This is a genomic window from Neptuniibacter sp. PT8_73, from assembly GCF_047778045.1.
GTDB lineage: Bacteria > Pseudomonadota > Gammaproteobacteria > Pseudomonadales > Balneatricaceae > Neptuniibacter.
Genome location: NZ_CP180545.1, coordinates 3,418,826 through 3,435,310, shown reverse-complemented (window position 1 = coordinate 3,435,310; position 16,485 = coordinate 3,418,826). Strand labels below are relative to the sequence as shown.

At 47.1% G+C, this 16,485-nt stretch carries 14 protein-coding genes; 12 read left to right on the top strand and 2 right to left on the bottom strand.

Annotated elements, in window-relative coordinates:
* Nucleotides 1-25: 25 nt before the first annotated feature.
* The 5 genes from tgt (at nt 26) to rnr (ending at nt 7,204) form a co-directional block, all read left to right on the top strand.
* Nucleotides 26-1,165 carry a tRNA guanosine(34) transglycosylase Tgt gene (gene tgt / locus ACMXYN_RS15605; protein WP_415885909.1) on the top strand — a complete coding sequence of 380 codons (1,140 nt, stop codon included), beginning with the start codon at nt 26-28 and terminating at the stop codon, nt 1,163-1,165.
* Between the two features lie 56 nt (nt 1,166-1,221).
* Nucleotides 1,222-1,554 (top strand): preprotein translocase subunit YajC, encoded by a 333-nt coding sequence (yajC, locus tag ACMXYN_RS15600; protein WP_415882520.1) that lies wholly within the window; start codon nt 1,222-1,224, stop codon nt 1,552-1,554.
* A 65-nt stretch (nt 1,555-1,619) separates the two neighbouring features.
* Nucleotides 1,620-3,473, top strand: coding sequence for a protein translocase subunit SecD (gene secD, locus ACMXYN_RS15595; RefSeq protein WP_415892631.1), 1,854 nt, complete (start codon nt 1,620-1,622; stop codon nt 3,471-3,473).
* Nucleotides 3,474-3,483: 10 nt separating this feature from the next.
* Nucleotides 3,484-4,404, top strand: coding sequence for a protein translocase subunit SecF (gene secF / locus ACMXYN_RS15590; protein ID WP_415882518.1), 921 nt, complete (start codon nt 3,484-3,486; stop codon nt 4,402-4,404).
* 145 nt (nt 4,405-4,549) lie between these two features.
* Nucleotides 4,550-7,204 carry a ribonuclease R gene (rnr, locus tag ACMXYN_RS15585; RefSeq protein ID WP_415892630.1) on the top strand — a complete coding sequence of 885 codons (2,655 nt, stop codon included), beginning with the start codon at nt 4,550-4,552 and terminating at the stop codon, nt 7,202-7,204.
* An 85-nt stretch (nt 7,205-7,289) separates the two neighbouring features.
* Here rnr and ACMXYN_RS15580 read toward each other — a convergent pair whose 3' ends face one another.
* A complete protein-coding gene (locus tag ACMXYN_RS15580; RefSeq protein ID WP_415892629.1) occupies nt 7,290-7,631 on the bottom strand; it encodes a 5-carboxymethyl-2-hydroxymuconate Delta-isomerase in 342 nt (113 codons plus the stop codon).
* Between the two features lie 27 nt (nt 7,632-7,658).
* Nucleotides 7,659-9,245: a hypothetical protein gene (locus tag ACMXYN_RS15575; RefSeq protein WP_415892628.1), complete on the bottom strand. Its 1,587-nt coding sequence runs from the start codon at nt 9,243-9,245 to the stop codon at nt 7,659-7,661.
* A gap of 140 nt (nt 9,246-9,385) precedes the next feature.
* Here ACMXYN_RS15575 and ACMXYN_RS15570 point away from each other — a divergent pair, with 140 nt between their 5' ends.
* The 7 genes from ACMXYN_RS15570 (at nt 9,386) to mltB (ending at nt 16,474) form a co-directional block, all read left to right on the top strand.
* A complete protein-coding gene (locus tag ACMXYN_RS15570) occupies nt 9,386-10,642 on the top strand; it encodes a glutamate-5-semialdehyde dehydrogenase (protein ID WP_415892627.1) in 1,257 nt (418 codons plus the stop codon).
* Between the two features lie 8 nt (nt 10,643-10,650).
* Nucleotides 10,651-11,301, top strand: a complete 651-nt coding sequence (nadD, locus tag ACMXYN_RS15565) for a nicotinate-nucleotide adenylyltransferase (RefSeq protein WP_415892626.1) — start codon at nt 10,651-10,653, stop codon at nt 11,299-11,301.
* Nucleotides 11,302-11,310: 9 nt separating this feature from the next.
* Entirely contained in the window at nt 11,311-11,643 is a 333-nt protein-coding gene (gene rsfS, locus ACMXYN_RS15560; protein WP_415882512.1) for a ribosome silencing factor, read from the top strand.
* A gap of 8 nt (nt 11,644-11,651) precedes the next feature.
* Complete coding sequence (gene rlmH, locus ACMXYN_RS15555; RefSeq protein WP_415882511.1) at nt 11,652-12,119, top strand: 23S rRNA (pseudouridine(1915)-N(3))-methyltransferase RlmH; 468 nt, start codon at nt 11,652-11,654, stop codon at nt 12,117-12,119.
* A gap of 15 nt (nt 12,120-12,134) precedes the next feature.
* A complete protein-coding gene (gene mrdA / locus ACMXYN_RS15550) occupies nt 12,135-14,042 on the top strand; it encodes a penicillin-binding protein 2 (protein WP_415892625.1) in 1,908 nt (635 codons plus the stop codon).
* Entirely contained in the window at nt 14,042-15,181 is a 1,140-nt protein-coding gene (rodA, locus tag ACMXYN_RS15545) for a rod shape-determining protein RodA (RefSeq protein ID WP_415891458.1), read from the top strand. Before mrdA ends, rodA begins: the two co-directional genes overlap by 1 nt.
* A gap of 81 nt (nt 15,182-15,262) precedes the next feature.
* Nucleotides 15,263-16,474 (top strand): lytic murein transglycosylase B, encoded by a 1,212-nt coding sequence (gene mltB / locus ACMXYN_RS15540; protein WP_415892624.1) that lies wholly within the window; start codon nt 15,263-15,265, stop codon nt 16,472-16,474.
* The last annotated feature ends 11 nt before the right edge of the window (nt 16,475-16,485 follow it).

Sequence of the window (16,485 nt, the reverse complement as noted above, 5' to 3'; positions counted from 1 at the left end):
TGCGTAAATTAGAGGTAAGAGTTAAATGAGCAGAGAATGTTTTATGCAGTTTGATAAGCTGGCTGAAGACGGCAAAGCCCGTCGCGGTCGCTTGCAGTTCCCGCGTGGTACGGTTGAAACGCCAGCGTTTATGCCTGTAGGTACTTACGGCACGGTTAAAGGTATGACGCCGCGTGATATCGAAGCGACGGGCGCCCAGATTATCTTGGGTAACACCTTCCACCTGATGCTACGTCCGGGAACAGAGATTGTTAAGCAGCACGGCGATCTGCATGACTTTATGCAGTGGAAAGGCCCAATCCTAACCGACTCCGGCGGTTTCCAAGTATTTAGCTTGGGCAAAATGCGTAAGATCACCGAAGAGGGTGTGACCTTTCAGTCCCCTGTAAACGGCAGCAAAGTATTTATGGGCCCAGAAGAGTCGATGCAGGTTCAGCGTGAGTTGGGTTCTGACATCGTTATGATCTTCGATGAATGTACGCCATACCCAGCGACAGAAACCGAAGCGGCTGAGTCTATGCGCCTATCTATGCGTTGGGCTAAGCGCTCTAAAGACGCACACGGCGATAACCCAGCAGCGCTGTTTGGTATCGTTCAGGGCGGTATGTACCCGCACCTACGTGATGAATCGATGAAAGGTTTGGAAGAGATCGGTTTTGATGGTTATGCCATTGGCGGTCTTTCAGTAGGTGAGCCTAAAGATGAGATGGTGAAAGTACTGGATCATCTTGCTTACAAAATGCCGGCCGAGAAACCACGTTACTTGATGGGTGTAGGTAAGCCAGAAGATATCGTTGAAGCGGTTCGCCGTGGTGTCGATATGTTCGACTGTGTAATGCCAACACGTAACGCGCGAAACGGCTTCCTATTTACCGATACGGGTGTGGTTAAGATCCGTAATGCGGTAAATAAAACCGATACCCGTCCGCTTGATGAGAACTGTGATTGCTACACTTGCCAGAACTTTAGCCGTGCATATTTGCACCACTTGGATAAGTGTAAAGAGATCTTAGGCGCGCAGTTAAATACCATTCATAACCTGCATTATTATCAGCAGCTAATGGCTGGATTGCGTCAAGCTATCGAACAGGGTAAATTGAGCGACTTTGTGGACGAATTTTATCGTAAGCGTGGCCTTGAAACGCCCGCAATTGACTCCATATAAGTTGTTAGTGCTTTTATAACGACAAGAATTTTTACATTATTTTTAGGAGTAGCTAAATGAGCTTCTTTATCTCCCCAGCTTATGCTGAAGGTGCTGCCGGTGCCCCAATGGATTCTGGTATGTTCAACATGATCTTCTTGGTTGGCTTTGGTCTGATCTTCTACTTCTTCATGTGGCGTCCACAGGCTAAGCGCGCTAAAGAGCACAAAGAGCTGCTAGGTGGCCTTAGCAAAGGTGACGAAGTGATCACTGCAGGTGGTATTCTGGGTAAAGTAGTTAACCTAAACGACGACTACATTGTTCTAGAAGTGAGCGAAGGTACTGAACTGACTTTCCAAAAAACTCACGTATCAGCAGCTCTGCCAAAAGGCACTCTTAAGAGCATCTAAGCTAATTCACAGACGCCACTACATCTAGTAGTGGCGTTTCTGTTTCTATCAGGGAATAGGGCGCTATGCTCAATCGATACCCCCTCTGGAAAAATCTCCTTATTTTGTTTGTGTTAGTGTTCGGTGGTTTATACGCTGCACCTAACTTGTATCCCGATGATTATGCGATCCAGCTAACTGGTACACGTGATGTATTTGAAGTGGATCAGCCGCTAATCGAAAAAGTTACTGCTGCGCTGGAGCGTGAAGGTGTATCTGTTAAGGAAACTGAGCTTGAGAGAAAAGCTGGCCTTATCCGTTTCCCTGATGGCGACTCCCAGCTTAAAGCGAAAGATATTATTACTCGTGTAGTAGGCGATGATTACGTTGTAGCGCTTAACTTGGCACCAACAACGCCAGAATGGCTTTCTTCTATGGGTGCAGGCCCAATGAAGCTTGGTCTTGACCTACGTGGTGGTGTTCACTTCCTTCTAGAAGTTGATCTACCAAAAGCGGTGACTCAGAAGCTAGAAAACTATGCGTCTGAGATCAAAGGTCGTCTGCGTGAAGAGAAGCTACGTTACCGTAAGCTAGAAACGCGTGAAAACGGTGCTTTGGCGATTAAATTTACCAAGCTAGAGTCTCGTGATGCAGCGGTTAGTCTTCTGCGTCAGGAATACGCTGAGTTCTTAGTAACAGCAGATGATCGCGATGGCGATTTTTATGTTGAAGTAAATCTGACTGAACAAGCTGTTCGTGATATCGAGACTTATGCGATTAAGCAGAACCTGACAACACTTCGTAACCGTGTAAACGAACTGGGTGTAGCTGAGCCGCTAGTTCAGCGTCAAGGTCGTAACCGTATCGTGGTTCAGCTACCGGGTATCCAAGATACTGCGGCAGCGAAGAAGATTATCGGTAAGACAGCAACGCTTGAATTCCGTTTGGAAGCTAAGCCTGGTGCGAGCTCTGCACGTACTGAGGTTTATGAGTTCCGTAGTGAGCTAGGCCGTAAAGCAACGCTAGAGAAAGATGTCATCATCAAAGGTGATAACGTATCTAACGCGCAGGCTTCTTTCGACGAAAATGGTCAGCCACAGGTAAACATCTCGCTTGATTCTAAAGGTGGTGAGCTAATGGCTCGTACCACTAAGAACGCTGTACAACGCCGTATGGCTGTACTGTTCGTAGAAGATAAAGAGCGTACGGTCACTAAGACGGTTGATGGTGTTCAGGTAACGGAAAAAGTACGTTACACCGAGAAGAACATTATCTCCCTTGCGACGATTCAGGCGGTATTGGGTAACTCTTTCCGAATCACTGGTTTGGATGGAGCAGGCGAATCTTCTGAACTAGCACTATTACTACGTGCCGGTGCACTGGCTGCGCCAATCTACTTTGTAGAGGAGCGTACAGTAGGCCCAAGCTTGGGTGCGCAGAACATCGAAACCGGTGTGATGTCGGTTCAGATCGGTCTAGCCCTAGTATTACTGTTCATGATTCTGTACTACCGCGTGTTTGGTCTACTGGCGAATATCGCACTGACCTTGAACCTGATGCTATTGGTTGCAGTGATGTCGATGCTTTCGGCAACGCTAACACTGCCGGGTATTGCGGGTATCGTATTGACAGTTGGTATGGCCGTGGATGCGAACGTACTGATCTTCTCGCGTATCAAAGAAGAGCTTAAAAATGGTCTGCCGCCACAATCAGCAATTAATGCTGGTTTCAAAGGCGCGACTACAACTATCTTTGATGCCAACATCACAACGCTTCTTGCGGCAGTTATTCTGTTTGCGATGGGTACGGGGCCAGTTAAAGGCTTCGCGATCACGCTATCTGTAGGTATTTTGACCTCTATGTTCACTGCGATTCTAGTAACGCGTGCACTGGTTAACTTAACTTACGGCGGCCGCCAAGTTAGCAAACTATCAATCTGAGGAAGCTGTGATGTCTACACAAAAGATATATAACTTCATGGGCTTCCGTAAGATCGCAGCAGCTTGTTCTGTGGTCTTACTGATAGTCTCTATTGGCGCTTTGGCTGTTAACGGTTTGAAGTTCGGTTTGGACTTTACCGGCGGTAGTTTGGTTGAGATTGGCTACGAACAGCCAGCAGACTTGAACAAGATCCGTGATCAGCTAAAAGATGTTGGGTTTGAAGATGCGGTAGTGCAAACCTTTGGTTCGCCAACCGATATTCTTATCCGTTTAGGTCAGGATCATGATCCGCAGCTGGGTGATAAAGTTCTTTCTGCTTTGCAGGCGGGTGAATCACAACAGCTTAACTTGCGCCGTAACGAGTTCGTAGGTGCGCAGGTAGGTGAAGAGCTACGTGAGCAAGGTGGTTTGGGCATGCTGTTAGCATTGTTCATGATCATGGTGTACGTAGCATTTCGTTTCCAGATTAAGTTCTCTGTAGGTGCAGTAGCGGCCTTGGCACATGACGTATTGATCGTGCTTGGTTTCTTTGCTCTATTTAAGTTGGACTTTGACCTGACGGTACTGGCAGCAGTATTGGCGGTAATCGGTTACTCGTTGAACGATACCATCGTAGTGTCTGACCGTATTCGTGAAAACTTCCGTAAAGTGCGTAAAGGTACGCCGATTGAGGTGATGAACATCTCTTTGACGCAAACCTTGGGTCGTACCTTGGTGACCTCTTTAACCACGTTGCTGGTATTGTTGGCGCTTAGTGTATTCGGTGGTGAAATGATTCACGGTTTTGCGACTGCATTGTTGGTGGGTGTATTTATTGGTACATACTCCTCCATCTATGTAGCGGCTAACGTCCTGATTGCGATGAACATCTGTAAAGAGGATCTTCTCCCTCCTGAGGAGAAAGAGACCGAGGTCGATGATCGCCCTTAAGTTTGACAAGAGCCGGCATTTGCCGGCTCTTTTTGTTTAAAATGCCTGTAAATCATCGCTTTAAGCGGTGCTATCCTAAAAGAAAGCCTTTGGCGTGTTATTCTAGCTAGATAAATGCCCTAGCCATTTCGTTTTTGAGAACTCTATGAGTAAAGATTGGACTAAAAGTGACCCTAAAGCCGCAGCGGAAGCGGAGAAGTATTCCAACCCGGTACCGAGCCGCGATTACATTCTGCAGTACATGCAGGAGTGGGGCGCGCCGATTGGACATGCACAGCTGTGCGAAGGTTTAGGTGTCTGGGATCCAGAAAGTCGTGATGCCGTCTTCTTCCGATTGAAGGCGATGTGTCGTGATGGTCAGTTGATGAGTAATCGCCGCAATGAATTTGCGCTGATGGATAAGATGTCGCTGATCAAAGGCCGTGTCATTGGTCATCGAGATGGTTATGGATTTGTTAAGCCAGAAGAGGGCGGCGATGATCTCAAGCTAAGCCCGCGCCAAATGCGCCAAGTATTCGATGGTGATCGAGTTTTAGTGCAAGAGACCAACGTCGATTTTAAAGGTCGTCGTGAAGGTAAAATTGTTGATGTGCTGGAGCGTAATACCCGTAAATTGGTAGGTCGCTTTAGTGGTCGGGATGGTTTTGGTTATCTACGCCCTGAAAACCAGCGTATCACGCAAGAGATCATGATCGTTCCGGATCCTGAGGCTGAAACACCGTTAACTTACAAAGATGGTCAGTTGGTTGTTGCTGAGTTGATCAATCAGCCAAGTAAGCGTCAATTACCACAAGCAAAAGTGACCGAAGTGCTAGGTGACCATATGGCGCCGGGCATGGAGATCACCGTTGCTATCCACAACTACGAAATTCCGCATGAGTGGCCAGAAACTGTTCGCCAAGAGATCGGTGAACTGACTGCTGAAGTTGAAGAGAGCGCCAAGGCTAATCGTGTTGATCTGCGTGATCTGCCACTGGTTACTATTGATGGTGAAGACGCTAAGGACTTTGATGATGCAGTTTATGCTGAGCGCAAAAAGTCCGGTGGCTGGCGCTTGTGGGTCGCGATTGCAGATGTATCTTGGTACGTACGACCTGATTCTGAATTAGATAAAGAGGCGTATCAGCGCGCGAACTCAACTTACTTCCCTGAGTTTGTTGTACCGATGCTGCCGGAGCTGCTATCAAACGGCTTGTGCTCGTTAAACCCTAAGGTAGATCGCTTGGCGATGGTTTGTGAAATGACCATTAGCGAATCGGGCAATCTATCCGGTTATCAGTTCTATGAGGCGGTCATCAGCTCCCATGCACGTCTAACCTACACTAAGGTTGGCAAGATGCTGATGCAGCCAGAAGAGGAAGAATCAAAAGCATTGCGTGCCGAGTACGCTGATGTTGTTCCTCATCTTGAAGACTTATACAGCCTTTACTTTGCTTTGCGTAAAGCACGTGAGATCCGTGGTGCAATAGACTTTGATACCACTGAAACGCGGATGATCTTTGGTGAAGATCGTAAGATCGACCAAATCGTTCCCGTTTATCGTAACGATGCGCATAAGTTGATCGAAGAGTGCATGTTGTGTGCGAACGTTGCGACAGCGCGCTTCCTGAGCAAGCTTAAAGTACCGGCGATCTATCGTGTCCACGAAGGCCCGAAAGAGCAGAAATTGCAAAATCTACGCGCTTATTTGGGTGAGCTGGGTCTTAATCTTGGCGGTGGTGATACGCCTGAGCCGATTCATTACCAAGAGTTGGCAGAGATTATCGAAGAGCGTCCTGATCGTCATCTGATTCAGACTATGATGCTGCGTTCTATGCAGCAAGCGGTATACAGCCCTGATAACCAAGGTCACTTTGGATTGGCGTACCCTGCGTACACGCACTTTACCTCGCCAATTCGTCGTTACCCCGATCTATTAGTGCACCGCTTAATTCGCGCCCGTATCCATTCTGAAAGTCAGGATAAAGCGATTAAACGTCCTGATGACTTTGCTCAAAATGCAGATTTTGCATGCAACTACAGCATGGAGCAGTTGCTGCAATTGGGTGAGCACTGTTCTATGACAGAGCGACGCTCAGATGATGCGACTCGTGATGTTGTGGCATGGCTTAAGTGTGAATACATGCAGGAGCATGTGGGTGATGAATACGAAGGCGTGATTGCTGCCGTTACTGGCTTTGGCGTCTTTGTTGAGCTTGATGAGCTGTTTGTTGAAGGTCTTGTGCATATCACTGGTTTGCCGGGTGATTACTACGTATTTGATCAAGCTAAGCAGCGCTTAGTGGGTGAGCGCACTCGTAAAGTGTTCAAATTGGGTGATCGTTTACGCGTTAAAGTCGCGCGTGTGGATCTGGATGAACGTAAGATCGATTTTGAACTGATCGATCATCAGCCAGTGAAGAAAAAGAAAACCACGCGTCAGCTGTTAGCTGAAGGTAAAATTGGCGGTCCATCGTCAAAAGGCGACAAAAAGCTGCCAGGCCATAAACATGAGTGGGGTCATCGTCCTGCTAAGGATGAAGAACGCAGTAAACCTAAGAAAGGTTCTAAGCGTGATGCTCTGCGTAAATCGCGTAAAAAGCCTGCGCCAAGCGGTGAAGGTGCTCCAAAGAAACGTATAGCGGCTAAAGCTCAGCCGTCTCGTGGTAAGGAATTATCTTCTGCAGAACGCGAATTGATGGAATTTGCTGGCCCAAACGGTGGTAAGAGCAAGAAGTCTAAAAAGCGAAAGGCTACGGCTAAGCCTAAATTGAAAGGTAAGCAGAAAGGTTTAAAAGTGAAAAAGCCAAAGCGTAAATAGGCTGCTTTCGTAAGACACAAGAGTCTTTGTAAAAAGGCGCTGTAGTTATCTACAGCGCCTTTTTTAGTGGCTTTACTTTGTATGCTTAACCTATATGTTTTGCGTAGCTATCACGATCTATATCTAGTACTTCGACGGTAATCGAAAGGTCTTCCAAGCCCAGCGTTTTAAGCTCATTAAGTACTGCTTGAGTCAGTTGGGTTTTCTGCTCGGTATTACGACCGCTTAAGATCCGCGATGAAACGTGGATAAGGCCATTAAGTCCTGCGCCATTCATATGCTGCTCGTAAGCATTTGCGCGGACCTTAATGTCTTTTTCAGCAAAGAGGTTAGCTGCGACAGCGCCTTGGAAAACTTTCTCCATGACTACCGTGATATCGACCTTATCTTCTATCTGTTTGGAGTATTCGATGACTAAGTGTGGCAAGGGATAGCTCCTTTTAAGCCGTCTTAATTAAGACTTTTTAAAGATCTTGGTTAACAGGTGATTCGCTTGTTTCTGTAGTAGTGTTTGATGCTTAGGTGTGACTTTAAGCAGCAATACTTTGTCTTCATCTTCGCGCCTAATATCGGCTTCTTGTAGCATCGCCTCTTTAAGTAAAGGGGCTTCGGTTAGTGCTGTATGACTGATCAAATCGTTACTGTTCGTAGTGCGTGTTAGGAAGTGAGCCTCCTCTTTTACCAGATCGTGCTTGTCATGATGGCCGCGAGCTAGGGACATCTGCAGACTTAATACTGGCTGGAATCCACGAATACGAGAGTGATTAAAGCCTTTGTATAACAGGTTGAATAGCTGGCCTGCGCAAAGAGCGTTTATACCGTGGCTATCCTTTTCATCTCTTAATTCAAAGCGCAGCAGAATATCTTTATTAGGCAATTGCTCGCAGGCACCGTTATAGATACGTGCGACCTGTTTTGCCAAGTGATGATATACATTCAGCAGTGTGGCCTTTTCGTCAGGCTCCATGTTATCGCTGCTGGCAGTATTGGCATCGATATAGAACAGATAGATGGCATCTTGCGGCGTTAGGATCAGTTCTAGCTCTTGCTCAAAGCTATAAAGGTCCAGTTGCTCCTCATGACGCTCACTCATGCTCTTCAGCAGAGGGTTTTCACGCATCGGCGTATGAGTTTCTTGTGCGTTTACCGGTTCTTCTTCAAGCACCAATGTTTCAACGGTATTTGCTACGGTTTCGGTTTCGTCGAGCTGCTGTGGTTGATGCTCAAATTTTGGCATCTGCTGCTGAGTGCTTGGTGCCGGTTTGAGAAGATCGACCAATTCGTGCGTGTGTAGTAGATCAGAAGCTTTTTGGTTTGGTGCTTGTACTTCAGATATAGCTTCGGGCGTGGTTTCAGGCCCCGTTTCAGGCCGAGTTTCGGTAATGTCTTGAACTAGGTTTTCTGCCTCTACAGATGGCCTAATAACAGGCGCTGCTTCGCTAGAGGTTTGCGTGCTTTCAACAGGCGTCTGAGTGGCCAGCGTATCGGAGAAAGAAGGCTCAAACTTTTCTTCCTCATCTGCGCTGCTCTCAGAGATAAATTTATCTGATCGAGTAAAGAACCAGCTGGTTGTCAGTAGCAAAATCGCGGTGAATATAGCGATGATCAGTAAAGGCCAAAGCTGGCTGCGCAGTAATTGCTCGACAGGGCCGCTGTCCAGCCAGATCGTTACTGTGCCGATGGTCTTTTCTTGCTGAATTAGCTGCTGTTGCAAGGTTTGCTGGCTAGATTTACCTGCGCGGGCGAGGGTGAAGCCATTTGCATCTTGTACATGCAGGCCGCCAACATACTCAAGCTGGGTTAATTCGCTGAGTAAGTAGTTAAGACTAACGCGATCATCTGAGAGAAGTAGTGGGCGGATCAGGAGTTCGCTCTGTTTAGCGATGTTCTGCCCGATAATTTGCGTCTCATGCACCGCCTGTCGGCTGGTAGCTAAGTGCATGTAGAGAATGCTGACGATAAAACCCACCAATAGCACTATGCCTAAGGATAGCGTCAGATTCCTTCTGAAATTAGGCTTTGATTTGGCGTTGTTAGTCACAGTCAGTGTTAGCTCAAAAACGGATGCAGGGGCAAATAATAACAGGTCATTCTACCGAGGGTGAATATGATTTGCATTAGAGGTATAACCCAAGTGTCCCTGACGCTATAATAAAGGGCTTATCGATAGGAAGGACAGCAATGAACGTACAAGAATATATGATTCAGCTAGGTGAAAATGCCCGTGCAGCGGCGCGCCTAGTCGCTAAAGCAGACACTAACCTAAAAAATCAGGCGTTGTTGGCAATGGCTGATGCTATCGATAGTAGCCGACCGGCACTGCGTGAAGCGAATGCAAAAGACTTAGGCAATGGTCGTTCAAACGGTTTGGACGATGCCATGTTAGATCGCCTTGAGCTAACCGATGCTCGTATCGACACTATGATCGAGGGTCTACGTCAGGTTGCAGCTTTACCAGATCCAGTAGGCGCGATCACTGATCTTAAATACCTACCAAGTGGTATCCAGGTAGGTAAAATGCGTGTGCCGCTAGGCGTGATCGGTATTATTTATGAGTCTCGTCCAAACGTAACGGTTGAAGCAGCAAGCCTGTGTCTAAAATCCGGTAACGCGACGATTCTTCGTGGTGGTTCTGAAGCGATTCATTCCAACCAAGCGGTAGCCGAGTGCATCCGTAAAGGTTTGAGTGCTGCGGGCTTACCAGAAAATGCAGTACAGGTTGTTGAAACCACTGACCGTGAAGCGGTGGGTCAGATGATTACAATGCCAGAATACGTGGATGTGATTGTTCCACGTGGTGGTAAAGGCTTGATCGAGCGTATCAGCCGTGATGCTAAAGTGACGGTAATTAAGCACTTGGACGGCATCTGCCATGTTTATATTGATGAACAGGCGGATAAAGGCAAAGCAGTGAATGTTGCTTTAAATGCTAAAACACACCGTTACGGCACTTGTAACACTATGGAAACGCTATTGGTGCATGCCAATATTGCAGCTGAAGTACTACCTGAACTAGCGGAGCGCTATCAGGCAGTAGGTGTTGAACTGCGTGGCTGTGAGCGCACTAAGGCTCTGTTGCCATTCATCAATGATGCGACAGAAGAAGATTGGGTAACCGAATACCTAGCACCAGTTTTGGCAATTAAACTGGTGGATGATATGGATGAAGCGATTCGTCATATCAACCGTTACGGTTCACACCATACAGATTCGATCATTACTGAGAACTACACTAAGTCACGCGCTTTCTTGCGTGAAGTAGATTCCAGTTCGGTAATGGTTAATGCCTCAACCCGTTTTGCGGATGGTTTTGAGTACGGTCTAGGTGCTGAAATCGGTATCTCTACTGACAAAATCCACGCACGCGGGCCGGTAGGTTTGGATGGATTGACCTCCGAGAAGTACGTTGTACTAGGTGATGGTCACATCCGTCAGTAATTTAGATTATGAAAGCGAACGCTTTTGCTTTTATGGGTGGGACTTTTGATCCCATCCATAATGGCCATCTGAGAACGGCTCTGGAATTACAGCATTGGTTAGGCGTGGATCAGCTCTGTTTGATCCCCTCTAAAACTCCAGTGCACAGAGCGACTCCAGGTCGAACCTCTGAACAACGTTTAGAGATGGTGAAGTTGGCGGTAGCCGATGAGCCAAGCTTGTGTGCTGATGATCGAGAAATCAGTTCTGAGCAGCCTTCTTATTCATTCCTGACACTGCAGGGATTACGTTCTGAATTAGGTGATCAATGCCCAATCTTTATGATCATGGGTATGGATTCTTATATGACGTTACCCAGCTGGTATGAATGGGATAAGTTTACCGATTACTGCCATATCGTAGTGGTAAAACGGCCTGGCTATGATCTGCCTACAGAGGGTGAGATCAAAGAATTTACAGATGAGCATAAGGCTCAAAACTTGGAACAGGCGATGGCGCTACCGGCGGGCAAAGTACTGTTTCATGAGCTGACTCCCTTAGGGATATCAGCAACGCAGATCCGCGAAACTATAGCGCAGGGCTTGTCGCCTCGTTATCTGTTTCCTGATGGGGTCTGGCAATATATTCAAGATAACCGTTTATACGGTTTAACTAACTGAAGTGAAATAATGCAAGCTGAAAAAGTTTTAGAACTAGTGCACGCAGCACTAGAAGATATGAAGGCCAAAGAGATTGTCGATCTTGATGTCCGTGGTCGTTCAACCGTAACTGATTACATGGTGATCGCAAGCGGTACATCTAAGCGTCATGTTGGATCTATCGGCGAAGAAGTGGTTGTTAAGCTGAAAGAAGCAGGAGTGATGCCACTAGGTTCTGAAGGCCAGGGCGTAAGCGACTGGATTCTTGTGGATCTAGGCGATGTGGTTGTTCACGTAATGATGCCAGATGCGCGTGACTTCTATGATCTAGAACGCCTGTGGGGCGTTGACGCAGAAGCGTAGAACTTTTTATGAAAATCCGGATCATAGCTGTGGGTGGTAAGATGCCTTCGTGGGTAAACGAGGGTTATCAGGAATATACCAAGCGCCTACCTGCAGATTTTCAGATTGAAATGATCGAAATTCCGTTAGGGCATCGAGGTAAGAGCAGTGATGTTGCTCGTGCTAAGAAGCAGGAAGGAGATCAGATGTTGGCGGCAATACCTAAAGGCGACCGAATTATTGCTTTGGAAGTGTTAGGTAAAAACTGGTCAACCGAAAAACTGGCGTCACAAGTGGAAGACTGGCGTATGGATGGCCGTAATATCAGTCTACTCATTGGAGGCCCGGATGGTCTGGATAGCCGTTGTTCTGCAATGGCAGATCAGAAATGGTCGTTGTCTGCATTGACGTTACCGCATCCGCTTGTGCGGGTGATGTTGGCAGAACAACTTTATCGTGCCTGGACGGTCATTCAGGGACATCCTTACCACAAGTAGAAGAACGCTAGGAATATGGCAGCAGAGCGCCTCAAGGATCACTCGAAAGAAAGCCGCACCTTTAAGTTTCGTGCGGCTTTGGCGTTTTTTATCGTGGTCATTATGCTCGGGATTCTACTTGGGCGTATCTATTATCTTCAGGTTATTGAGCACGACCGTTATGTGGCGATGTCGGAAGATAACCGTGTTCAACTTCAGCCAGTACCGCCGACGCGAGGTTTAATCTATGACCGCAACGGGGTGCTGTTAGCGGATAACCGTCCTAGTTACAGTGTCACGCTTCTTAAAGAAGAGGTGAAAGACATTGATAAAACCCTAGTCGATCTGCAAGCACTGATCCCCATTACGGATCGTGAAGTTGAGCGTTTCAAAAAACGTCTTAAACAGCGTCGTCGCCCCTTCCAATCGGTGCCTGTGCGCTTCCGTTTAACGGAAGAAGAGATCGCGAAAATTTCGGTTAATTATCATCGATTACCGGGTGTGCGAGTAGAAGCCGAACTAATCCGTTACTACCCTTACGGTGAGTCTTTGGTTCATGCCATGGGTTATGTAGGCCGCATCAACGAGAAAGAGCTAAAGCGTGTTGATCAGGATAACTACGCGGCAACCCACTATATCGGCAAGCTCGGTATAGAAAAATTCTATGAAGATCAGTTGCATGGCGAGGTTGGTTTCCAAAAAGTAGAAACCAATGCCCGTGGCCGTGTCATGCGAATTCTGGAGCGGACCGACCCTAAACCGGGTAAGGATCTAGTGCTTCATTTGGATCTAAGGCTGCAACAGATCACTGAAAAGCTTTTGGAAGGTCGACGCGCGTCGGTTGTGGCGATGGATCCGAAAACCGGCGGGATTCTCACCTTAGTATCGACCCCTGCTTACGATCCGAACCTGTTTGTGACGGGTATTTCATCGAAGGATTATTCGGCGTTACGGGAATCTAAAGACCTCCCGCTGTTTAACCGTGCAATCCGTGGCGGCTATCCGCCGGGCTCTACGATTAAGCAAATTGTCGCTTTGGCGGCTATTGATACGGGTGTAGTAAAACCATCTTATAGAGTTTTTGATCCAGGTTTTTATCAAATTACCCGTGGTGGGCGTAAATATCGGGATTGGAAACGAACGGGCCATGGTTGGGTCGATATGTATGACTCTCTGGCGCAATCTTGTGACGTTTGGTACTACGATGTTGCTCATAAAATGGGCGTGGATCCGATGTCTGATTACTTGGGTAAGTTTGGTTTTGGCCAAGTAACCAGTTTGGACCTTCCAGAGGCAATTGGAGCGATCTTACCTTCGCGTGAGTGGAAAAAACGTGCACGTAAAACACCATGGTATACCGGTGACTCGCTTAATATGAGTATCGGTCAGGGGTTCTTTGTTGCAACGCCATTGCAGTTAGCAACGGCGACGGCGGTTGTTGCCAATCGTGGTACTTGGCACTCACCACGAATGTTACAGGGTATTAAAGAAGCTAAAGAGGGTGAAGAGCCAAGTTTATACATGCCTGATATAGCGGGGGTAAAACGTCCGTTACCTGATGTTGTGTTAAATAACGATAAGCATTGGGATGACATTATCAAAGGCATGCGCGAAGTAATGCATGGTGAACGAGGTACTGCGCGTAGCTCTGGTGCTAATTCAGCTTATGAAATTGCTGGTAAAACCGGTACAGCTCAGGTTGTCGGCATCAAGCAGGATGAAGAGTACGATGCTGAAAAGCTGGCAGAAATTCACCGTGACCACGCCTTGTTTGTAGCATTTGCGCCGATTGATGACCCGAAAATTGCGATCTCGGTGATTGTAGAAAACGGTGGTGGCGGTTCCAGTACTGCTGCACCAATAGCGCGTCAGGTCATGGATGCCTATCTTCTTGGTATAGATCCTTTTGCAGAAGAGGCTGAGCCGGAGGTGGCTGCACGATGATGGGACGTGAATTTGAACGTTATATGCCCGAGGCACACGATCATCTGCGTCAGCGCCCAAGTTTGTGGAGTTATACCAACTTAGACGGGTGGTTGCTGTTACTGTTACTCGCTCTATGCGGCTTTGGCTTATTTATTTTATATAGCGCTTCTGGCCAAGATATGGGGTACGTCACACGTCAGGCGATTCGTATGGGGGTTGGTTTCTTCGTCATGATTGTCTTGGCGCAATTTACCCCTAGATTCCTCGGGCGATGGGCCCCCGCACTCTACTTGATAGGTGTGGCACTGTTGGTTTGCGTAATACTGTTTGGTGTTGGTGCCAAAGGTGCGCAGCGTTGGATTGCCTTACCCGGTTTCAGGTTCCAGCCTTCCGAAATTATGAAGCTGGTACTGCCGCTGACGGTTGCCTTCTATTTGGCGCATAGGCCGCTTCCTCCACGCTTTAAGCATATTTTTATCAGTCTAATGCTAGTGGGTATTCCAACTGTGCTGATTATGAAACAGCCGGATTTGGGTACTTCTTTATTGATCGCCTCATCGGGTGTATTCGTATTGCTTCTTTCAGGGATTCTATGGCGCTATATCTTTACCGCTTTAGGGTTGGCAGCAGCTGCGTTACCGGGGTTATGGATGGTAATGAAGGATTACCAGAAGCAAAGGGTATTAACTTTCCTTGATCCCGAAAGTGATCCGCTTGGCTCTGGTTGGAACATTATTCAGTCGAAAACAGCGATTGGCTCTGGTGGTATCTCGGGTAAGGGTTGGTTAAGCGGAACTCAGTCACAGTTGGACTTCCTTCCAGAATCTCATACCGACTTTATTATCGCGGTAGTAGCTGAGGAGATGGGGTTGATTGGTGTTCTAATACTATTAACTCTGTATCTGTTAATTATTGCTCGTGGTTTGGTGATTGCCGCCCGTGCACCCGATAGTTTTGGGCGTTTGCTAGCTGGTAGTTTGATTTTAACTTTCTTTGTTTATGTTTTTGTAAATATAGGCATGGTGAGTGGTTTGCTACCGGTAGTAGGTGTACCTTTGCCATTGGTGAGTTACGGTGGTACATCGATTGTGACCCTGATGGCAGGATTTGGCATTATTATGTCGGTGCATAGTTATCGCACCATGTTGTTAAAGTAGAAGTGTGTCGGCGTTATTTTGTAATAGACCGATGTTATGGGAGTTATTTATGTTGCATGTGTTTAAGGGAGCTTTTCAGGTATGAAATCTAGATTTCTTGTATCAACGGCGGTTGCAGCAGGTGTTTTGCTGACCGGTTGTGTAGCTACGGATAAACCAGCTGAGCCAACTGCTGAGGTTAAACCTAAAGAGCAAATGGCTGCTAAACCTGAGGTAGCGGCCAAAGAAGTAGCAGTGGTTAAGCAAGAGGCGAAAGCGGAAGTTAAAGCGGTTGAAAAGCCAAAAGCTAAAACCACGAAACGAATGACGCAGGAAGAGGTATTGGCGGCTGTTCGCGGTGGCTCTTATGCAGATTACCCACGTGCACAGCAGTTTATCGAAGAGATGAAAGCGGAAGGTTTTGACGAAGCGTACCTGCGTGAAGTGTTAGGTAAGGCTAAACGTCAAACCTCCATCCTGAAAGCGATCTCTCGACCTGCAGAAGGTACCTTGAATTGGGGGCAATACCGCCAGATCTTCCTTAAAGAGAAGCGTATTAACCAAGGTGTTCAGTTCTGGCAGGAAAACCGTCAGGCGTTAATGGATGCGGAAAAAGCCTACGGTGTTCCGGCGGAAATTATTGTTTCGATTATAGGTGTGGAAACTCGTTACGGTCGTATCACTGGTAGTTATCGTGTATTGGACGCGCTAGCGACCTTAGGTTTTGATTATCCTCGCCGCAGTGAATTTTTCCTTGGGCAGTTAAAAGAGTACCTCTTGCTGGTACGCGAAGAGCAGGTAGAGATTACTTCGCTGAAAGGCTCATATGCAGGTGCTATGGGTTACGGTCAGTTTATCCCATCTAGTTATCGTAACTTTGCCATCGATTTTGATGAAGATGGCAAACGTGATATCTGGAAGAATAAGCGTGATGCAATTGGTAGTGTAGCTAACTACTTTGCTGAGCATAAATGGAAGCCGGGTGAGCCTGTGATTAGCTCTGTATCTTTCCACAAGGAAAGAGATGAAAGCTGGTACAGCGTTGGCCGTAAAGGTTTGATCCCTAAACACACCCTAGGCGAATGGCAAGCGCGTGGTGTTCAGCCGCAACTGGATTTGGATCCAGAGGGTAAAGCGATTTTGATGCGCTTAGTTATGGGTGAAGATGAGCAGTACTGGTTAGGTCTGCATAACTTCTATGTTATTACCCGTTACAACCATAGTAAGCTATACGCAATGGCTGTTTATCGTCTAAGTGAGCAGATTAAAGCTGCTTATGAGAAAGCGGAAGCAGGCCAAGTGGCTAAAAAATAATAATTTAAAGA